This is a genomic window from Peribacillus sp. NPDC055009, assembly GCF_053608705.1.
Genome location: NZ_JBSGVZ010000005.1, coordinates 204208 through 226439, shown reverse-complemented (window position 1 = coordinate 226439; position 22232 = coordinate 204208). Strand labels below are relative to the sequence as shown.

General features: G+C 38.9%; 17 protein-coding genes. 1 reads left to right on the top strand and 16 read right to left on the bottom strand.

Going from position 1 to position 22232, the window contains the following annotated elements; translation table 11 throughout:
• Positions 1–95: 95 nt before the first annotated feature.
• The 11 genes from ACWF5P_RS10935 to ACWF5P_RS10885 all read right to left on the bottom strand — a co-directional run bounded on the left by ACWF5P_RS10935 (position 96) and on the right by ACWF5P_RS10885 (position 15598).
• The gene (locus ACWF5P_RS10935; RefSeq protein ID WP_048677830.1) at positions 96–1133 is read right to left on the bottom strand and encodes an autoinducer 2 ABC transporter substrate-binding protein; all 1038 of its coding nucleotides are present in this window, start codon (positions 1131–1133) and stop codon (positions 96–98) included.
• A gap of 68 nt (positions 1134–1201) precedes the next feature.
• Positions 1202–2176, bottom strand: a complete 975-nt coding sequence (locus ACWF5P_RS10930) for an ABC transporter permease (RefSeq protein ID WP_452444863.1) — start codon at positions 2174–2176, stop codon at positions 1202–1204.
• 15 nt (positions 2177–2191) lie between these two features.
• Complete coding sequence (locus ACWF5P_RS10925) at positions 2192–3175, bottom strand: ABC transporter permease (protein WP_452444862.1); 984 nt, start codon at positions 3173–3175, stop codon at positions 2192–2194.
• Positions 3172–4719, bottom strand: a complete 1548-nt coding sequence (locus tag ACWF5P_RS10920; RefSeq protein WP_452444861.1) for a sugar ABC transporter ATP-binding protein — start codon at positions 4717–4719, stop codon at positions 3172–3174. The genes ACWF5P_RS10925 and ACWF5P_RS10920 overlap by 4 nt, the downstream gene beginning before the upstream one ends.
• Positions 4720–4742: 23 nt before the next feature.
• Positions 4743–5714, bottom strand: a complete 972-nt coding sequence (gene rbsK / locus ACWF5P_RS10915) for a ribokinase (protein ID WP_452444860.1) — start codon at positions 5712–5714, stop codon at positions 4743–4745.
• A complete protein-coding gene (gene rpe / locus ACWF5P_RS10910) occupies positions 5711–6400 on the bottom strand; it encodes a ribulose-phosphate 3-epimerase (protein WP_452444859.1) in 690 nt (229 codons plus the stop codon). The genes rbsK and rpe overlap by 4 nt, the downstream gene beginning before the upstream one ends.
• 192 nt (positions 6401–6592) lie before the next feature.
• Complete coding sequence (locus ACWF5P_RS10905) at positions 6593–8206, bottom strand: response regulator transcription factor (RefSeq protein ID WP_452444858.1); 1614 nt, start codon at positions 8204–8206, stop codon at positions 6593–6595.
• Positions 8172–10043: a cache domain-containing sensor histidine kinase gene (locus ACWF5P_RS10900; protein ID WP_452444857.1), complete on the bottom strand. Its 1872-nt coding sequence runs from the start codon at positions 10041–10043 to the stop codon at positions 8172–8174. The genes ACWF5P_RS10905 and ACWF5P_RS10900 overlap by 35 nt, the downstream gene beginning before the upstream one ends.
• The gene (locus tag ACWF5P_RS10895) at positions 10033–11070 is read right to left on the bottom strand and encodes an autoinducer 2 ABC transporter substrate-binding protein (RefSeq protein ID WP_452444856.1); all 1038 of its coding nucleotides are present in this window, start codon (positions 11068–11070) and stop codon (positions 10033–10035) included. Before ACWF5P_RS10895 ends, ACWF5P_RS10900 begins: the two co-directional genes overlap by 11 nt.
• A 1020-nt stretch (positions 11071–12090) precedes the next feature.
• A complete protein-coding gene (rhaA, locus tag ACWF5P_RS10890) occupies positions 12091–13344 on the bottom strand; it encodes an L-rhamnose isomerase (RefSeq protein ID WP_452444855.1) in 1254 nt (417 codons plus the stop codon).
• Positions 13345–13528: 184 nt separating this feature from the next.
• Entirely contained in the window at positions 13529–15598 is a 2070-nt protein-coding gene (locus ACWF5P_RS10885; protein WP_452444854.1) for a bifunctional aldolase/short-chain dehydrogenase, read from the bottom strand.
• Between the two features lie 674 nt (positions 15599–16272).
• Here ACWF5P_RS10885 and ACWF5P_RS10880 point away from each other — a divergent pair.
• Positions 16273–17031: a GTP cyclohydrolase II gene (locus ACWF5P_RS10880; RefSeq protein ID WP_101221767.1), complete on the top strand. Its 759-nt coding sequence runs from the start codon at positions 16273–16275 to the stop codon at positions 17029–17031.
• A gap of 433 nt (positions 17032–17464) precedes the next feature.
• Here the strand turns inward: ACWF5P_RS10880 and ACWF5P_RS10875 are convergent, their stop codons facing one another.
• The 5 genes from ACWF5P_RS10875 to ACWF5P_RS10855 all read right to left on the bottom strand — a co-directional run bounded on the left by ACWF5P_RS10875 (position 17465) and on the right by ACWF5P_RS10855 (position 21834).
• Positions 17465–17761 carry a hypothetical protein gene (locus ACWF5P_RS10875; protein ID WP_452444853.1) on the bottom strand — a complete coding sequence of 99 codons (297 nt, stop codon included), beginning with the start codon at positions 17759–17761 and terminating at the stop codon, positions 17465–17467.
• A gap of 63 nt (positions 17762–17824) precedes the next feature.
• Positions 17825–18052 (bottom strand): hypothetical protein, encoded by a 228-nt coding sequence (locus ACWF5P_RS10870; protein WP_452444852.1) that lies wholly within the window; start codon positions 18050–18052, stop codon positions 17825–17827.
• 989 nt (positions 18053–19041) lie between these two features.
• Entirely contained in the window at positions 19042–20055 is a 1014-nt protein-coding gene (locus ACWF5P_RS10865; protein WP_452444851.1) for a bifunctional metallophosphatase/5'-nucleotidase, read from the bottom strand.
• Between the two features lie 48 nt (positions 20056–20103).
• Entirely contained in the window at positions 20104–20331 is a 228-nt protein-coding gene (gene tatA, locus ACWF5P_RS10860) for a twin-arginine translocase TatA/TatE family subunit (protein ID WP_101221764.1), read from the bottom strand.
• A 57-nt stretch (positions 20332–20388) separates the two neighbouring features.
• Complete coding sequence (locus tag ACWF5P_RS10855) at positions 20389–21834, bottom strand: alkaline phosphatase PhoX (protein WP_452444850.1); 1446 nt, start codon at positions 21832–21834, stop codon at positions 20389–20391.
• Positions 21835–22232 lie beyond the last annotated feature (398 nt).

Sequence of the window (22232 nt, the reverse complement as noted above, 5' to 3'; positions counted from 1 at the left end):
CCCTTCATCATCTCCTAACATGCAAGTCACGCAATGATATTTAATAAAAAGGCCCCTCTAGATAGTTGAGAGGGGACTTTTCGGTCTATCTAACCTTAAAAATTAAAATCAGCTGCATTGTCTTTCGTAAAATCTGTCGGTGGTCCCATGATGATTGTTTTTCCATCCTCCCACACGTCAATTTCACCTACATTTTCAACTTTCAAACCATCTTCTGGTTTCTCCCCTTCAGCTAGACGTTTGGCGAGGGCAACTGTTAAATAACCTAGTTTGTCTGGCTCCCAAAGAATGGCTACATCTAGAGATCCATCATTTAAATATGGTGAAGAGTCTTTCGGTAGAGCAGTTCCAACAACTGTTATATCATCTTGCAGTCCTTTTTCCTGAACAGCTTGGGCTGCCCCAAGAGGTGCCGGAGTAGAAAAAGCCATGATTCCTTTTAATTCAGGATTTGATTTTATTAAATCCAGTGTTTTTTGGTATGCCACCTGTTGTTTTTCATCTGTCGCGATTTTATCCGATACTAATTCAATACCTGGATAATTCTCTTCCAGTTCTTTTTTTGCTGCATCAATCCAGGTGTTTAAGTTTGCAGCTGAAAGCCCTCCAGTTAATATAGCGATTTGCCCTTTTTCAACACCCATTTGTTTTACGAGTGATTTAGCAATATGGCGACCGTATGCTTCATCGTCTATTTGGTGGACGGATAATTCTACAAGGGATTGATCAGCTGGTGTATCCCAATCCATTACAATTATTCCTTCATCCTTCGCCTTTTGAAGGACTGGTGAGAGTGATGCAGCGTCATTTGGTGCTACTGCGATTACATCCACATCTTGACTAATTAAGTCTTCAATGACTTTTACTTGCTGTGCAGCATCCGGTTCCGTAGGTCCTGTGTAAATGGTTTCCACACCAAGATCTTTACCTGCTTGAATCGCTCCTTTTTCAGAAGCATTGAAATATGGTATCCCCATTAATTTTGGAACTACGGCAATTTTCAACTTCTCATTACCACCTCCGCCACTTGTTTCTTTTTCACTGTTCCCCGATGCTCCTTCTTGTGATACACAGCCTGCTAACAGTCCCCCAGCTAAAATAGCTGTTGCCAATATCCCCGTCATTTTCTTCATAATGATCCCCCTTGAATTTTTTCTTATTTTTTTCTAAAGTATTTTCAGAGATTACATGGTCTTGTACATTACGCTACAGAGTTTGAAGGTAAATTCTTTTGACTTTTTTCATCTAATTTCGTTTTCACGAAGTTTATGACCAATACCGTGATTAAAATAACCCCCATCATTACAGTCACGATCGAACGTGGTACCCCCATTAAATTCAATCCACTTGATAACATTTGGAAAATGACCACTGCGTAAACAGTGCCGATAACTTTGCCATATCCACCTTGAATTTCCGTTCCGCCAAGCACGGCTGCCGCTACACTTTGTAATAAATAAGAAGATCCCAGATCCACTTTTGCTGTATTATAACGGGATGTCATAATAATAGAAGCAATTGTGGCAAGAAGTGCCGCATATAAGTAAACCCTCATTAATACCTTGCTATTATTTATACCTGAAAATAATGTGGCGATCGGATTGCTACCCACCATATAAACACTTCTGCCCCATTTGGTTTTTGACAGCAATATCGCTGTTATTATTGCAAATAGTACAAAAATAATGATGGAAAGAGGAACGATCCCCATATAGTAGCCGTTTCCAATTAAGCTATAACCTTCACTGAATCCTGAAATTGAATTTCCTTTCGTAATGCTTAAGATCAAACCTTCAAAAAGCACCATCGTTCCGAGTGTTACCAGTATTGGCGAAACACCGATTTTTGAGATGAGTACGCCGTTAATCAATCCGCAGCTCAGCCCGACTAAAACACCGATTAAGATTGCGCCTAGCATTGGGTATCCGCTGCTTGCCATAAGTGCGATTGTAACGCCAGACAAGGCAGCTGTATACGTAATCGATAGGTCAATCCCTCCAGTTACAATCACCACCATCATTGCTAATGCGATTAAACCAAACTCCGGGAGCTGGAACATCATATTGGTTAAATTATTTGAAGAAAAGAATCCAGGTATTGAAAAACTCATTAACACAAACAAGCCTGCTGTAATTACACCTAAAGTATTTTCTTTTGATATTGAAAGCCGTTTCATTTTTTCACCTCTTTCTTACGCTTCCACTTCAATTTTCGCTAACTTATCTTTTGAGCGTTTATATTGAATGTGGTCGTATGACACAGCCAGTAATATAATCAATCCAGTGAATACTTTTTGCCAGAAGGTATCAATTTTTGCCAAGATAAGTCCATTTTGTACAATGCCTAGCAGAAGAACGCCCAAAACCGTTCCCAAAATGGTACCGCGCCCCCCCATGATGTTCGCACCGCCCAAAACAACGGCTGCTATGACCATCAGCTCCAGACCAAGCATTCCATTAGGATCCACAGCCTTTGTATATGCTGTTTGAGCAATGGCTGCTATTCCTGCAAGAAACCCCATATAGGAGAAAACAAATATTTGAACTTTGTCAAAATTTATCCCAACCCGAATGGCTGAATCTTTATTACCGCCAATCGCCAATACTTCGCGACCGATTAATGTGTATTTCAAAATATACCAAGTAAACAGTGCTACGGTGATAAAAATTAGAATGATGATAGATATACCAAACATCTCAAAACTGGCAAACTTGATGAATACGGTTGGAAAACTGCTGCTGTTCAAATACTGTCCATTCGTAATGTACAACACGAGCCCATTAATGATACTCATCATTCCAAGTGTCACGACAATAGCTGGAATTTGAACCTTTGCAACAAGCAGTCCATTCAGTGCACCTAAACAAACCCCAAGAAATGGCCCAATCAAAAAGAGTAATAGTATAGAGATGGGATGGTCAGGCATGAGCATCATTACTTTTCCAACGATGACACAGACAGCGCTTGTAACAGCGGCCACCGATACGTCAATCCCACCAGTGATGATTACAAGTGTCATACCCACCGCCAGAATTCCAAGTACAGCATTCCCTTTTAGTACATCCAGCAAATTGTCTACAGTTAAAAAATACGGGCTTAAGAATGTCAATGTAATACATAGAAGCAAAACAATCATTGCGATGCTGATTTCCTTCGACTTCAAAATGGCGTTCATGCACGTACCTCCTCTTTTAGCGGAAGCCCTTTTTTGGAAGGAGATTGAGAACCAAGCAGAGCATAATTCATGATATTTTCCTGTGTCGCTTCTTCTATACCAAGCTCTCCAGCTATTCTTCCATGTCTCATGACCAAAATCCGATCACTGACAGCAAGTACTTCTGGAAGCTCTGAAGAAATCACAATAATGCCCATTCCTTCAGCAGCCAGTTCCCTCATTAACTTATGAATTTCTGACTTCGCCCCAATATCAATCCCATTCGTCGGTTCGTCAATAATTAGGATTTGTGGTTTAGTAGAAAGCCACTTGCCGATCACTACTTTCTGTTGATTTCCGCCTGATAGGTCACCAGCTGCCCTTTTAGGCAAAGCGGGTCTAACATCTAGCGTTTTCATATAATGATCAGCCAGCTTAACTTCTTCCTTTCGCTTAATCAATTTGAATTTATTTCTCAATTGTTTCAAAACAGGTAATGAAATATTATTGATTATGGACTGGCGAAGGATGAGTCCTTGCGTTTTTCTGCTTTCTGGAATATATGCAATCCCTTGCTTTACAGCATGTTCAGAAGAGGTGATTTTAGTAGAAACCCCATTTATTTTCATACTGCCATCGTAGGGCCTGTTGACCCCGAATATCGCTTGTGCAAGCTCTGTTCTTCCTGATCCGACAAGTCCTGTAATCCCAAGGACTTCTCCAGCTTTCAATTCAAAGGAAATATCTTTAAAGTTACCTTCTTTTGATAAACCATTCAGTTCCAAAAGAGTTTTTCCTGTTTTTCCTTTTACCATATTCTTGTTATATAAAATCTGACGTCCCACCATTAGTGTGATTAATTTATCTTCATCAAGTTCTTCAGTTTCATAAGTGCCTACATATTTCCCATCTCGCAATATTGTAAATCGATCGGAAACAGTAAATAACTCTTTTAACTTGTGGCTGACAAAGATTATGGAAATTCCGCGATCCTTTAATTTTTTTATAACTTTATAAAGCTTTTCAACTTCCCCTGCGGATAGGGATGAAGTCGGTTCGTCCATTACAATCAACTTGGAATCAAAAGCGAGGGCTCTGGCGATTTCAATCAGCTGCTGTTGAGCAATGCTTAATTTTTCAACGGGTGTATGAACATCAATCTCAAATTCTAGTTCTTTAAGTGCCCGTTTTGCTGTATCCTCCATCTCCTTCCATCTAATCTTTTTCCATGGTTTTTTGTCACTATCCCGGCCAATATAGATATTTTCAGCTACAGATAGGTTTGAAAATAAACTTAAATCCTGATAAATGATTGAAATGCCTTTTAGCGTAGCATCAATCGGTTTTTGAATTTCGGCTTCTTTTCCTTCAAAGTAAAACTTGGCGCCTGGGTCCGGTCGATAAATGCCAGCTAATATTTTAATGAGCGTTGATTTCCCGGCACCATTCTCACCTATTAACGCATGAACTTCTCCTTTTTTCACTTCAAGCTGAACGCTATCCAGTGCTTTTACACCTGGGAAGGTTTTACTGACATTCGTCATTTGCAATAAGAAATCAGACATGTTTCTCTCCTTTCCAACCTTAATCAGTCATAAATTTGATTCAACTTTTGTTTTTTACCATAATAATTAATGTTATTGGTTTCACAAAAATGTTCCACTTCTGCTAGCCTCGGCACACCATCTTGGGCCCCCATTTTCGTTACCTTCATCGCCGCTACAATTGAAGCAAACTCGGCTGCTGATTCGATCGTCTCCCCATCTGCAATGGCACAAGCAAGGGCTCCTGCGAACGAGTCTCCTGCCCCCACTGTATCAACAGCTTTTACAGCAATGGGCTCGATAAAGTTTGTTTCACCGTTTTGATAAACCAATGCTCCTTTATGGCCCAACTTAATAATGCTATTCTCCACGCCAAAATGATTCTCAAAGAAAACACCCGCTTTGCATGCACTTTCCTTCGAGTTGACGTCGATCCCAGTCAACACTTTTGTTTCCTGCCAATTCGGCGTAATCAAATTGGCATACGTCAGTGCTTCAGTCGTTACCCCTTCTGCCGGAGCAGGGTCCAGGATAATAAACATATTTTTTTCTTTAGCCCTTTTCATGGCTTGTAGAACAGCCTCACTAGGAATTTCCATCTGTACAAGTAAAACAGCATAGTCATCACTGATGGTAGAAAAACAAATGTCAATATCACTTCTTGTCAAATGTTCATTGGCCCCTTTAATGACAAGCATGGTGTTTTCTGCTGTAGCATCTACTGTAATGACTGCGCATCCAGTTGGATGTCCTGCAACATGTTTCAAGGAGGATATGTTCACGTTATTTTGAAGAAGAGAACGTTCTATTTCATGCCCGAATGCGTCGTCGCCAACCGCACCGATCAGTTTTACTGGTTTTCCAAGTTTAGCGCACGTCGTTGCTTGATTTGCGCCTTTTCCACCACTTAATAGTTTCATATTTTCTCCAAAAATCGTTTCCCCATGCGCTGGATACTGATTAGTGACTGCGACAATATCCATATTAATACTCCCTACCACTACAACCCCTTTCATGCACAACCCTCGTTTTTCATTTTCATTTGCTCTAAGAATGCCCGGAGTTGGCCAACGGCATCTTCCAGTAATACATCGTTTTTAAATAAACAGGACGTCCCGCAAACCAACATGTCGGCTCCATTTTTCAATACACCCGGAATGGTTTCGAACCCAATGTTTCCATCTACCTGAATATCAATTTGGTAGCCTTCCGATTGAATTAATTCTTTAATCTTTTTTATTTTCTTATACATAAGCGGTACAAAGGACTGCCCTGCAAAACCAGGATTCACAGTCATCACCGTTACATAATCGACTACATCCAATACATGTTCAAGCTCTGTGATGGGGGTAGATGGATTTAAGGCCACCCCTGCTTTAATCCCTTCATTCTTCAGCTTTTGTAGTGATCTCTGTAAATGGGCAGTTGCCTCTGCATGAATGGAAATCATATCTGCCCCCGACTGAATGAAAAGATCTAAATGGTCTTCCGGTCTTTCAACCATTAAGTGAACATCAAATGGTTTATCCGAGAATTGCCTAATGCGTTTAATTAGATCCGGGCCCATTGTAAAATTAGGAACAAACGATCCATCCATTATATCTAGATGAAAGAAATCAACACCTGCACGGTCTAATCCCATTACTGATTCTTGTAAATTCCCCATATCTGCACACATAAGTGAGGGTCCAATTAAGGTCATATAAACACTCCCGTTCCATTTCGTCTTTTATCAAGAAAGCGTTTTCCTCATAAAGGAAGCGCTTTCTTTTCTGATACTTTCACTATAAAGGGAATTGGCATAAGCTGGTAGGTGATAAAATTCGGGTAGGGGGGATTTTCTTCGGGACATTTTCAATGTAGACATAAAAAAAAAGCTCCGGAATGGAAGCTTCTACTTTTTCACAAAAAACTCATGAGTATCTCGATATTGAGACGGAAGTTGTCCTGTCCATTGCTTAAACAGCCGACTAAAATATTTGGTATCTTGATAGCCTACTTTTGAAGCGATATCGTAAATCTTTAAATCTGTATGACTTAATAATTCCTTCGCCACTTTTAACCGTTCATTGGTTACATAGTCAAGCACGGTTTCACCTGTCTGATTTTTAAAATACTCACAAAAATAGGTTGAATTTAAATGGACATGATTGGCGATTTTTTTTATTGTGATATTATCGCCTATATGTTTAAGAATCCATTCTTTTGCCTGGCGTATGGGATCTGTTTGGTCATTTTGAAATGCTGCTTGCTTTTTTAACATATTCAAGACCCAGCGCTCCGTCTCCTTTTTTAAATGATTAAAATGAGAAGAATCCTCGGCAATGCTAAATGCTTCCTCAAGTAAAAGCGGAAGGTCTTTAAAACCATCACTTTTAATCCATTTATTAATAATTCTAATAGACAAATAGCGAACCGATTCTTGTATTATGAAAGGGGAAGTGACATCTTTCAGTTCGTTAAAAAATTGCCTGAGAGAACGAATGGCAGCTTCTTCACCATGCTCCATCGCCTCCACTGTCTCTTCTGCCCATTTATAGATGGATGGCGGCACTTCAATCACTTTATTATATGATACATGTTTAAGCATTTCAGTTCTGAAAATTTTATTGCCTCCTTGTATCATTCGATATTGCAAGGTAGATCGTAATTCATCTTTAATATTTACTAAAAGGGTAAGGTCATTAAACTCATTCCCAAGGGCAATGGAAACCGTAAAAGGGGTTTGCCGTTGGACACTTGTTTTTAATGTTATACACAATTGCTCCAAAGCTGTAGGGGTAATATCCTTAATCAATAACCAACTGGCATGTAGACTATCTTTCCACATCCAATGCGTTGAATGATCATCTAGTAAGTCTGTTATAAGATTTTTTATTACATCATTCCATCCACCCCAATCTTCTGGTGAAAAACTTTGGGTTTTGGCAGATGTATGATCGATTCCAATATGGATCAGGGAATAGGTTCCTTCTGGAAATTGCCGCGTCCATTCAAGTAATGATAAGTCCATTGCATCTTTCCACGTAATTTCCATCAGCAATTGAAGCTGCTTTTCATGGGTTAATATCATGGCTCTTTCTTCTATTTCTCCTATCTTTTCCCTTTCCTTTCGTGCCTCAATTACTTTTTCCTGCACAGTCTTCAACTGCAGTTTAAACTTTTCTCGATCAATCGGTTTCAATATATAATCGACAGCTCCTTCCCTTAGGGCAGTCTGTACATAGAGAAAATCATCATACCCGCTTATAATGAATGGAAATAGCCTTGTTTTAGTTTTTTTCAAATGTTGAATTAACGTTAACCCGTCCATGACAGGCATTTGTACATCTGTTATTAATACATCAACTTCTTCTACTTGATTGATAATTGCATCGTATGCCTCTTGACCATCGGAGTAAACACCTACAACATGCCACTCTTCCCCACAAGATTGTACTAGTCTTTCTATGCCTCTTCTTATCCTTGGTTCATCATCTACAATGACCGTCCTGACCCTTTGTATCATCTCTGTTCTTCTCCTCTCCTTGAACATACATGCTTACTTGTTGGGCATTTATTTTGGGAAGTCGGATAATCACACTCGTTCCCTTTCCGTATTCGCTATTAATTTGAAGATTATATTGTTCCCCGAACATCATGCCAATTCTTGCATTTACATTGATAATCCCAAAGCCAGAGTCCCGTTTCATCATTGGATCCAAATGTAACTTTTCATTTAATTCAATTAATTTGCTTTCTGTCATCCCTGGTCCGTTATCACTGACTATCAGCAAAAGATATTCCTCACCTGTCTGAGTTTCCTCTTCAGAAATATGTATTTGAATGTCTATTTCCTTTCTTTTTTCCAATCCATATTTAATGGAATTTTCAACGATTGGCTGTAAAACAAACTTGGGTATATAATAATTAACTACATCTGCTCCTTTTTCTATCATAAAATGCAAACGATCTTCAAAACGGAATTGTTGGATGCTTAAATAATCTTCAATGTGCTGAACCTCACTGTTTATAAGAACCAAGCTTTCTTTATTACTGATTGAAAAGCGCATCATTCTACCAAGCAGAGTCACCATCTTCACGACTTCATCGCTCTCTCCTTCTTCCACAGCCATGCCTATGGTTTCCAGCGTATTATACATAAAGTGAGGATTTATTTGAGATTGAAGGGCGTATAATTCAGCTGTTTTTTTTCGCAGTTCAATGTGGTAGTTTTTATGAATCAGCTCTCTTATCTCTGCAAGCATTGATCGAAAACTGTTCGCGAGCATCCCGACTTCATCCTCGGAATGTATAGGTATATCTACTAATAAATCACCTTTTTCCACCCGCTTCATTATATCTCCTAATTCGTTTAGTGGACGTGTAACGGTCCAGGCAAAAAAGATAGAGATCAATGTAGTAATGAGTGTAAAAAGGATAAAAACGAAAATTGTCACATTTCGGATAACATCCGTTTTTTCTGTCATGTTTTTGATAGGCATGCTATGAACGAGTACCCATGGCAGCTCATTTGATTCACTTATACTGATTAAATTCCGTTTTCCATCGATTTCTGTACGAAAACTACCATTCAGTAATGGGTAATCATGTATCCCTTTTTCCACTGTACCAATTTTTGAATGATCCTTATGATAAATTATCTTCCCCTGCTTATTCATGATCCACATCGTAACATTCTCTTCCTTTTGCAAATCCTGAAGTGATTGCTCAAAAAAGGCTACATCGATGGCTATATAGAGCGTTCCTAAATTTTTTCTATTATCGAAATCAGTAATTGTTTTGACCAGCATAAAATAGGAGGGATCCCCTTCAAACGTTAAATTAGTCTGATTAGGAAGGAGCAACTGCATCTCGCCTAGCAATCCTAGGTCATCTGCATATGGCAAGGAACCATCTTCAAAACCAAAACTGTCATAATGCAGACTTGTACTTGCAAATGTACGATTCTTGGAAACAAGAAACGCCCCCAAAATATGAGATGAATTGTTATTTAAATAGGTTCTTGTCAAATAACTCTTCATGATATATTCATCGTGTAGCAAAACCGATTTTTTTTTTGATTGGCTGTCTCTTAAAATAGCCATAACATCACCGGAATTATAAATTAAATCAGGTAAGGTCTCTAGTTTTTGAATGTCATTTTCAATGTTGCCATTAACCTGTTTAACAAGACGGGGAATATATTCGCCTACTTCTTCTTCTATTGATTTTGTGTATTGCCAGTATGCAATGAACCCAAGGAAGGCCATAGGTAGAACCGTTAATAATGTATAGGTTGTAACTAGTTTTGTCGTTAAACGCAGGTTTTTTATCAGGATAGGCTTTTTTCCTTTAAAAATCATACTGGTTCACATTTCCCTTTGTAAAATCGATGGGCTCTCCCATAATGACCATATCACCGTTGAATTTAATCCTACCTATGTTCTTAATGTTCTGTCCTTCATACGGAAATTCATCATTCAATAAGTTTTTTGCTAGGCTAACAGTCAAGTAACCTAACTTTTGCGGACTCCATAACGTAATGGTCTGGGCAGCCCCTTCCTGTAAATACCCATTCATTAAATTAGGAGTCGATGTACCGACTACAGCAACCTTGCCGATTTTCCCTGCATCTTTCACAGCCTGAGCCGCAGCAGGAGGATTAACCGTTGAAATACCAATAATTCCTTTTAGGTCCGGGTATTTTTTAAATAAATTTTGTGTTACCTTATACGCTTTATGAATATCTTCGTTTGTATATTCCACTTCAACTAGTTTCATAGTTGGATAATATTCTTTTTGTTGGATTTGAATCCAATCAATCCATGTATTAAGATTGGCAGCGGTAGGAGATCCCGTCATAATCGCAAACTCCCCTTTATCTTCCATTTCAATAGCGAGGGTATCCATTACATGCCTGCCAATTATCTCAGGATCTATCATGTTCACAAAAAAGCTTCTGTATGATGCATTAGTATCAGAATCCCAGGTGATCACCTTGATTCCTTTACGCTTTGCTTTTTTCAGCACCCTGCCTAATTTATATGGATCATTTGCAGATACCGCAATTACGTCCACTTTTTTTTCAATTAATTTTGTTATAATCTCTTCCTGCTTTTCAGAGCTGGGGGTAGGTGGGCCTGTATATATGACCTTAACACCTAAGTCTTTTCCCGCCTCCAACGCCCCCTCCTCTACCGCTTTAAAATAAGGTATTCCGTCAATTTTAGGTATAACAGCTATCGTATACGAATCTTTTTTATTCTCGACAGGTTTTGTATTGACGTCGATACTTTCTTCATCATTGTAAATAATCTCGTATTCTGCAGAATGATCACAGCCGCTTAGTATAAATAAAAACAAAATAAAAAAGATGGGCATCCTTAACATGATTAGCTACCTTCTTTCTTAAATTCTAAACATTAGCACGTATCATGGATATTGTAATAAGGAATGACTTAAGAAGTGCATTTCTCATCCGGTTACATTCACCGCTGCTTCTTTCTAAGAAAACGGTTTCATAAATGATGGATTTTACCGGGAGTATAACCTTAATTTCTTTACTAAAATAGGAAACCTTTATATACTTACAGGTTTCCCTATAATTTATTGTCCAGCCATGTCCTTCTCTGTTATGTTCAATCACTAACTTACACAAAAAGCGAGATGGAAACTGGAAAAATCGTATTTTAGCAACAAGAGTGAGCGCCTTTCTCATTCTCTTCTATATGTATTAAAAATATCTCTATTGTACATTTGAACCCCATCATTTTTTTCTTTTTATTATTGATTTTTACTGTTTTTGAAAGGTTTGTCAATTTAAATTTCACAAACATTTTTAAAATTCAAATAATATTTTTATATAGTTTCACTTGCTCATAGTGTTTCATTTTTAGTTGTATTGGAAAATTACAAAGCAGTCTACGTCATTACATTTTCTATATCCTTTTTTCATAGTGCTTTTATTATCTTAAACTGTAGATTGATACCTTCAATCCAAATCCTCCCCTTTTAGAAAAAGTTACTTTAACGATTCCTCCTCAATCCTCAGTCTAATTTTCAACTGGTTAAATCAATTTGTTGCACGAGACTCTCATTCCGGATTTAACACAAATTGACTAGCTTTCATGTCTATTTATTAACGTGCAATCAAAAAAAATATACCCATAGAAAGACCTGTGTCATAGATCGTTATAGGTATATTTTACAAAGGAATTACCTTTCTAATAAGTTTTCCTTTTTAACTATATTAATTTTCTAATTTAAACAAAAACTTTTTTACTTTTTCTCCACTTCTTCGTTATATTTCGGTAATTCCAGACCATTCACTCGGGACGAATCGATAGACCCCATATTAATTCAGCGGAATTAGTCACACATCGGTTTGCGGATTCAGGACAACCTGTTATATTAACGCTTTGCTAAAACATCACGTTCATATTCTTTCACTTGCGTCAGCCATCTTTCCTTTACCGGCACATTCATTTTTTCACAATAATAATCCCAAATTGCACCAAATGGATAGGTTTTAAATTCCTCCATTAATGCCAGTCGCTCAGTAAAATCGCCTTTTTCTTGCAGTTCTTTCAAATGATCGTTCGGTACAAGTAAAGCATATAAGAGGGCCTTAATCATATTACGCGTACCAATCGTCCAGGCAGCAACACGATTGATGCTGGCATCAAAGAAATCAAGACCAATAATCACCTGGTTTAATGCATCATTGCGAACAATTTCAAGCGCAATTTCACGAAGCTCATCGTCTAAAATTACGACGTGGTCACTGTCCCATCGAACCGGGCGCGAAACATGAAGTGCTAGTTTATCACTGTATAATAGCATCGAAGAAATTTTGTTCGATACAGTTTCAGTCGGATGATAATGACCTGTATCCACTAAGCAAATCTTGTTATTTTTCAGTGCGTAGCCAAGGTAGAATTCATGCGATCCTACGACATATGACTCAGAGCCAATACCGAATACTTTACTTTCCACAGCATCCCAATTACATGTTTCATCCACTTCTGCTGTAAAAATTCGATCAAGGGATTCTTTTAATCTCTTTCTCGGTGTCAAACGGTCGCTTGGAATATCTTTGTAGCCGTCTGGAATCCATATATTTGTTAAGCAGGGATTGCCTAGTTCACGGCCAAAGTACTCTCCGATTTTTCGGCTGGCGATGCAATGATCAATCCAGAATTCACGAATTTCTTCATTTGGATGAGAAAGTGTCAAGCCGTCTGCTGCTTTTTCATGGGAAAATAGTGTCGGGTTAAAATCCAAACCAAGACCGTTTTCTTTAGCCCAATTCAACCAGTTTTCGAAGTGCTTTGGCTCAAGCTGATCGCGTTCGACTGCTTCTCCATTTGTTTCCGCATAAATGGCATGCAAATTGACCCGATGTTTCCCCGGAATAAGAGATAGCGCTTTTTCAAGATCCATGCGCAGCTCTTCCGGCGTAGTGGCTTTTCCTGGATAATTTCCCGTTATATCAATACCGCCAGATAATTCACTTTTGTTCACTTCAAATCCACCAATATCATCACCCTGCCAGCAATGAATCGAAATGGGCACTTTTTTCAGTGTTTCGAGTGCCGTATCAACATCAATTCCCCAATTCGCATACGCTTGTTTCGCTGCTACGTACTGTTCTTTAATTGTCATATCGTCCCATCCTTTTAACGGATTGAATTAATTACTCCATGATTCCTACTACCTTTTCACATATTCTTCACTTATCATAATGGGCAGTACATACTTAATCTATTATTTTTCGATAGATTGATTCCACCTATGACAAACCCCTCCACTTAAAGCAACAAAATCCAAGAAAACAGGCAAAACCTATTCAGCGATTAAAAGCTCCAGGTACACCGCCGTCTACAGTGACCATGCAACCCGTTGTTTTGTCTGCTTTTGATGAAGCGAAAAACGCTATGGACTCAGCAATGTCATCCGGGAATATGTTTACTAGCAATGTCGTACGTTTTTTGTAATGATCTTCAAGCTGGTCTGGTTCTATTCCGTATGCAGCGGCACGCTCTTGACGCCAACCCGATCCCCAAATGGAAGATCCTTGTAATACGGCGTCTGGCAAAACAGAATTAACACGGATTCCGAAATCCCCGCCTTCCACTGCAATGCATCGTGCTAGATGTGTTTCAAGTGCTTTGACTGAACTGTAAGCAGAAGCATTTTTTCCAGCGTAAACAGAGTTTTTCGATCCCACAAATACCATATTTCCTCCTGTTCCCTGTTGTTTCATTTGCTTAAAAGCTTCACGTGCTACAAGGAAATAGCCTGTTCCCAGTACATTCATGTTTAAGTTCCATTCTTTTAAGGTTGTTTCATCAAACGGGCTGGATGTGGCAAGGCCGGCATTGTTGACGATAATATCAATTCCCCCAAATGTAAGAGCTGATTTCTCAAAGGCATCCTGTACCTGCTCTTCACTGGTAACATCCATTTTAAAAGCTGCAGCACGTATTTCCCCGTATTCTTTATTGATTTCATCCGCAACTTTTTCAGCTCCTTCAATATTTAAATCAGCTAGAACTACATGGGCACCTTCAGAAACTAAACGCCGTGCTGTTGCGCTGCCAATACCGCCCGCACCGCCTGTAATGAAGGCTACTTTGCGTGAGAACTCCGCTTCTGCCGGTGAAAGAGACAATTTATAAAGCTCAAGTGGCCAGTATTCAACGTTATATGACTCATTTTCACTGAGAGATACGAACTCGCCAAGTGCTGTTGCCCCTTTCATAACCGCAATCGCTCGATGGTAAAGTGCTCCGCTCACGTTTGCCATGGCTACGTTTCTGCCTGTGTTGACCATTCCGACACCTGGAATCAAAATAACTCGTGGTGCCGCCTCAAACATCACATCTCCTTCGTTTTTATTGCGCTCGAAGTATTGCTTATATTCTTCCTTATATTGTTGAATACCCGTTTTAACTTTTTCCACCAAGGATACAGTCCGTTCATTTTGAGGATCCCAGTTAATGAAAAGCGGCTTCATTTTTGTATGTACAAGGTGATCCGGGCAAGCGGCACCGACTTGTGATAAGGCTGCCGCATTTTTGCTATTCAAAAATTGCAGGACATCATCTGCATCGTCAAAGGTTAAAAGCATTTTTTTCTCCTCGCCCACAGCACCGCGGATAACCGGCATAATTGAAGCAAGTACCTTTTTGCGCTCTGCTTCAGGTAAAGAGTCAAATGCCTGTCCACCAAATGCATCTTCTTCATGCTGGCGGCTTTTAATAAACTCTTCTGCTTCCGTTATGATCGAAATGGTTTTTTCATAGGCTTCTTTCGATGTTTCACCCCAAGTAACCAATCCGTGTTTTTCCATTAAAACAAGCTCGGCTTGCGGGTTATTTTTCACACCTTTTGCGATCATTTTAGACAAAGTGAAGCCAGGGCGCTCATATGGTACCCAGACAAAACGATCACCGAAAATTTCATTGGCGACTTCTTTTCCATTGTCTGCACAGCAAAGACTAATAATTGCATCTGGATGTGTGTGGTCAACATGTTTAAAGGGAAGGAAGGCATGAAGTAAAGTTTCAATCGACATACGTGGATGCTTACTGTCGATCATGCAGTGTGACAAATATTCAACCATTTCTGCATCAGGCATTTCATCACGCTCGATTAAAGGGTGAATGTCCGCTAGATTCAAACCTGTGAAATTGCCCGCTTTCATTGTCGCAAGGTCGGAACCGCTTCCTTTAACCCACATGACTTCAATTTCCCGGCCACGAAAATCTTTTTCCATTGTTTTCATGGATGTATTGCCACCTCCCCAGTTGCAGACGGCTCGATCTGTACCGATTAAATTAGACCGATAAACCAGTTCTTCTACTCCAGATGTTACTTTTGACGCTTCTTTATCATTCCATAAATTATTAACCATTTTGTTTTACCCCCGTTTATCTTTATTTGTGTTTGTTTTATTGTATAACACTTTTGTTTTCATTTGAAGAAGTTTTTTTAATTGTTACCAATTTTACGAAAACAAGGAAAATCGTTGAGAGTGAAAGACCAAAGATGTATCCCATTTTCGATAGTCCAACTCATTCTGCAAGGTAAAATCAGCTTAAAAATCACGATTTTCCTTAGATGAAGTCTGTAAAATAAACGTAAATACAACAAATGACCAGGAATGTAACCACCACGTCCCTTCCATCTTAGAAAAAGAAAGATGCAAAACTTCCCAAAGACTTCGCAGGACATTTCCTACGGAAAGACTTAATTTTCACGTGTAAACAGGCAGCTAGACAAACTTCTTTCTAATCCAAATACCATCGATACAATAATGCTTCTCAATCCTTTTTACTGAAATTAAGAGATACATTGTTTTTAATCGAATTCCATTTGAAAAATCGGTGCTGTGGTTCAAATAAGAAACGGTCTTGGGCTTTCACACCAAAGATGGGGTTAACCTTTTGATATTGTCTTTCGTTTTAGTACATTTGAAGCTTTTTTTTCTATTTAAAATCAAAGATTCACAAAAGAGTGGATTGGGTACAATATGAAATGAACAAGTAAACGTTATCGTAGTATTAGAAGTTTCGGGAGGAAGTTTATATGATTAATGAAAAAGTGGCTTTGATATTAGAAGATAAAATTAACGTTATTAAAAGTGATGAAACATCCATTTATTTAGTCGGCCCAATCAAATTACCCGTTAACTTAGAGGGCGAAACAATTATATTCCAGTGGTATTGCTGGTTAAGATGTGAGAATATGGCGGGTCATTTTTGTGGTGACGGCACTTATAATATAGAAAAGATCATTGAAACTTTAGCCTCTTCCAACTTAGCGGAAATGCAGCAATCAAGTGTGTTACTGTATGGAGATTTCCAACATTCAGCTGAAGCCCTTATTCGGATGCATAGTATTTGTCATACTGGGGATATATTTGGCAGCAAACGCTGTGATTGTGGCTTTCAATTAAAGCAGGCTATGAAAATGATTGCAGCTCAAGGATCCGGAGCTTTATTTTATTTAGCGAATCACGAAGGAAGAGGCATCGGATTATTTAGTAAAGCCATGGCTTATGTTCTGCAAGAAAAAGGATTGGATACGGTTGAAGCGAATTTGGAGCTTGGGTTTGTGGATGATGCACGTAACTATGATGACGCCATTCGGGTGTTAAAAAAACTGCGCTCTAATCCAGTGACGCTTATCACCAACAATCCGAAAAAATTAGAGGCCCTTCAAAACTCAGGTGCGAATGTTGCAGGCAGAGTTCCGTTATGGGGTGATATTTCCGAGTTTAATGAAAAATATTTAAAAACTAAAGTGGTTCGTTCCGGTCATTTAAAAGATAGTAAAAACGAATGACTTATTTTTTTATATGAAATTGTTTATACCCCTGAATAGGTTTGAATTTTCGGAATAATCGTGGGACCTCTAGAATCGATGAATGTATTATCCTGTAGATATGCTTTAAAAAATCATTTGTCATGGAAATCAAATGTGTTATTAAAAGATTATTTGATAAAAAGGTAAAAAAGATTTTCGATTCGACCAAACTATTTGTTGAAAAAGGAATTTATTCCAAAAAACATATTCAATACTGAGTTTCTCACAATGTCATTCAATACAATCGCAGATTTTTGATAAAAAAAAGAGGGGATATCCCCCCTCTTTCTATATCATATTATCGTTGTTATATACCCTATGTCCCCAAAGCTACAAGTTTGATGACCTTCCCTTCCTTATTGCTTTTGCTGCTCGTGCAGAACACAATCATTCTTCCCGATGATATGGTTAATCAGGAGGATAACAAGGGTGTAACCGCACCGATATAAATATTTTCTATTTCCTCATGGATTACCGATAGATACCAGACAGTTGTCGTAACTACTGCAAAGAGCATTCCCAATACTGCACCTCGGCCACTGCTAAAACGCGGGAAATAAATCATCAAAACAACATTGACGGCTAGAGTGGTTCTTAATGCCCTAGCAAAGCAGACCGTACTTAGTATATCTGGAGCGAAAATCGCAAATGAAATGGGAATCCGCCCTAAAACAATTGTGGCAGTCCTGGCAAATCGCAGTGAATTCAATAGAAAAGCAGCCGGAGTTGAATTACAAAAAGAACCCTTAATGTTTTTCCTAACCCTTCTGAGTTAACTTTGGACTTTTCCATTAATGACAACACACTTCCCATTTGAAGATTGCTTTATCACCCTTCCATCCTTGATGTATACAGTGTAAGTATTATTGACTTTAGCATCTGATCTTGCTAGGTCTCCCATTCCTGCTATGATATTTTTGACAGCTTCCCTCTTCAGATTATTCATAACTTGCTTTTTCCATTGTTCCCGTTTGTTTTTTTGTATATTTTCATCAACCATCAGGATCCCATCCTTCTTGTTTGATTTATGTCTTCCCCGATAATAGTGTATTATTTTTTTATCATCTTGTTACCCATATGCTTTTCCTTATTGGGGGCTTTTATTTTTAACAGCCAGGTTACGGTAAAAATGAAAAAATATACAAGTATAGGGGCTATAAATAAAGGGGCTCACGCTAGTGATAACAAGAAATTACATAAAAACAGGATGCAACGGAAAGTTGCACCCTGTCTGAAAAAGGGGTTTGCTTCATTTCGAATCAGCATAAATTCTCTGCGATAAACACCTCATCTACATTAGAGTAAATACGGGTATCTGACTAGAGTTTTCCATCCAAAGCAACCATCCCCTATATCTTAAAAGTTTTAGCAACTTTCAATGCATAAATGACAATTATTGAATGAGTTTTCTGCTTTTACGTGCAAGCGAACCATCTCCTTGCTCGAATCGATTTTTTAATGAAGCTACCTGTAGTTAAGTTAAACGTCTTTAACTAACACCTCATTTACTATATGATGTGAATCATACGTAATCAGTAGCCCCTTCTTCTTTATTTATAATGACCATTAGCGGTAAAAAAATAACTGGTTGTTTATGGATATCGAGAATTGTTTAAAATCAATTTATAGCTATATAATGAAAAACTCATTAGTACTCTTTCTAACGATTTTCAGTAAACAAAAAAAGGCATTTAATGGTAATTTAAGTGAAAATCTTCGCAATCTCAATGACATAACAAATGCTTTGTTCCCTAACTATTTTTTTGCACATTAATTAGTGGTATTAAAGCTAAACTAAACAGACAAACTCTAAGCTCAACTCTGTCAGTTGAAATGACGGGAAATGAGCAAAAATAAAAAGGCCGCAAGTCAGTTAGTTTTCCGACTTTCTGGGACAGGCCCTTGCAGTCTTTACTTTATCATTAATATAGAAAGGACAAAGCGAATAACCTCGCTTTGTCCTTACCTCATAGCATTATGAAGAATTGATTATTGCGCTTTCAAATCTGCACGATAATCGTCTATAATCGCTTGTATCTCCGGATCTGCCGGAACATTTGTGACGTCGTAGAGGAATCCATTGGATTCGACCAAAGTCATTTTGGCGTCAACGACTTCAAAAGTCAAATTCAGGCGGCCCAAATAATGTTCTTGTTCTCCGCCAGCTTGAGTAATTGGCACCATCACCTCTCCGTTGAATTCGTATTCGGGAGTTTCGATGACCTTGTGTGTATCTGCCCCGATTACCGCTGAAACTCCGGAAACCTGAGCCAGCTTATGGTCTTCAGGATTTCCGGCATGCGAAAGGACAATGTTAACATCTGACTTTTCACTCACTTCAGGAAGCAACGCATTCAAGGCTTGAACCGGTTCGATGAAATCGAGGTCTGCAACATCATCCCAACCGCGAATTTCCGGCTTCATCGATGTGAGGCCGATCATGCCGATTTTAACGCCATTGAAAGCAAAGATCTTCCAAGGTTTTACATTCTGAATGTACTTTCCTGTTTCCCTGTCAATTACATTACCAGTAAGGATGGGGAAATTCACGTTGCGGTGGTAATCCTTTAACTGTTCATAACGGCTGTCCGGTGTGCCCTCCCCGACAGGGTAAACGCGGAAGTCGTTGTTTCCTAGAGCCATCGCATCATAGTCCAAAGCTTTCAAAAGGGACGTCTCCAACTCTCCTTGACCCGCCTGAAACTCGCCGCGCAGGAAGACATCCCCGCCATCGACGAGAAGCACATTCTCCTCTTCATTGCGCACATTTTCAATGATGGTGGCATACTTCGCAATAGAATTGTGATGAAGGGTTCCATCATCCAGCGAGACGATGTCATCCAGATGACCATGAAAGTCATTCGTCTGGAGAATGGTGAGTTTAAACTTCTCTCCCTCCTTGAGCTTTTCCTCCGCATCTGCCGTAACGGGCTTGGCGACAAAAACGGCAGCCATCGCCAGCGAAAAGCAGCCCGTCAAAAATATCTTTCCCATTTTTTTCATACTATTTCCTCCAAGCAAATTACTCTATTAAGTTGTAAAACAAGTTATTTAGTTTCCGGTCTTTTCGGATTTCTCAAGACCTACTAGTTTATTTTTCTCTTCAGAGTTAGTTTTTTCTTCTTTGTCATGGCTGATCAAGTCATTTGTTGCTTTTTTAAATTCTTTTAAAGTGTTTCCAAAAGCACTTCCGATTTCCGGTAATTTCGAAGGACCAAAAATGATTAACGCAATGACTAGAATGAGAATTAGACCGGGGATGCCGATACTAGATAACAAACGTCTCACCTCCTATACCATGATGGTTTGATAGTACTCAAAAAATGCGTTCATTACTTATAAAATTGGCATACCATGACGCTCTAAAGCTGCTGCTTCTAATATAGACATGCCTTGTTCATCTGCAAATGCAGTAAGTTTATCCGAAACGACAGGAGCAAGACTTGCTGGCGGTTGAGCCTGGTTCATAGCTCGTCTGCGGGTAGAATTTCTGCGTGCAAATGGCCCCCAAATCGCAAAGGTGATACCTGGTGTTTGCATATTTACAAAGAAAGTATTTCCATCTGGAGAAAATGTAGGGCCAGCAAATTCAGAACCGTTCATCATATTTTCAGCAAAAGTATAAATATTTCCTTCAGGAGTTAATCCGACAATACGATCATTACCGCCACCATCTTCGGCGATCCAAAGATCTCCCCAAGGAGTGATTGTAATGTTATCCGGTGCTTCTAAATCATTTTTATCAGTAGACTCATAGAATAGTTCTAAGGTGTTTGTCGCTGGAGTGTAGCGATAAACACGGCCAAGGCGTGCTGAACCTGCACTTGTATCATCAAACCATAAAGTACCTTCAGAAAAATAAGCCCCTTCTAAGCGGCTAAACTGAATACAGCCTTTATCCTTAGCATCTTGCTGTGCGATTTCAGGATTTAATTTTTTCCAAACAATCCCGAATTTTTGTCTAGTACTAAATTGACTTGCTGCTGCAGCCGGCAATTCCTCGATTGCTGCCGCTTCAAGTAGACCGCCCTTTTGCAGAGAACCTAGCTTTTGACTTCGGTCATGTGGTGTAAAACGGTACAAGAAGCTTGGACTTGCGTCTTCGGTTAAATACCAAATTCCTGTTGAAGGGTCAACATGCCCAGCTTCATGGGAGAAATAACCCATATCACGGATCGGTGTTCTTGACATTTCGTTTTCAGGATCAAGCGGATTTACTTCAAATACAAAGCCATGTCCCATATCACGAGTTTCTTCCATTGTTAACCAAGTGCCCCAAGTCGTAGCACCACCAGCACAGTTACGGATTGTACCTGAACTTGATACATACTGATCAATGACCTTGTTATTTTGTCCAACGATTAATGTGGTTGTGCCGCCGGCAGCACCAGCACTCCAAGGTTTTTTTCCGTTTACAGGGTAATCCGAATTTGTCCCATTTTCATGGTTTCTTACAAGAATGGTTGTACCCTTCTCTCCTTTATAGGCAGCCATTCCATCGTGGGCAGAAGGGACAAGGTCACCATTAGGCATGATATCACCAGTTCGTGAAAGCATTTTGTAATGAAATCCCCTTGGCAGATCAAGAACTCCATTTGGATCTTTTACTAGTGGGCCATAGCCACCAAATCCACTTGTTGGATTGCTGGATTCCGCAGCAAATCCTTTTGTAGCTCCCGCAAGAGAAAATACCCCTGTTGAACCAAGTGTTAATGCTAATGTACTCATTCCGCCAACTTTTAAGAAATTACGTCTGTTTAAACCGCTATTGCTAGATTTCATCAACATTACCTCCAAAAAATCTTTTTTAGGGATGCTATATTCCTTATAGCAAACTCTACCCTTAAAATTAACAGACCATTTTAAATGCTCTGTTAAACCCATGTGATTTTATTCCTTCACATGAAAGATAAACCAAAAGTCATGGTTTATTCGAAAACAAAGGAGGTTATAACGACATTTATAACATGTAAAGGATGGAAATTGGTGGAATTAGTCAAAAATGGAGAAAAAACTAAGGATTTTGTCATAAAAAGAATGATGCAGAATATTAAAGCTTATTAATAGTTTGTAAATATAAGAGATACACTATGACAAACTAGTTAACCGATTAATTCTACCCAAATCCAATAAAATTTTTGAAAGGGGTATCGGTTAAAGACATGCTATATAATTGATCT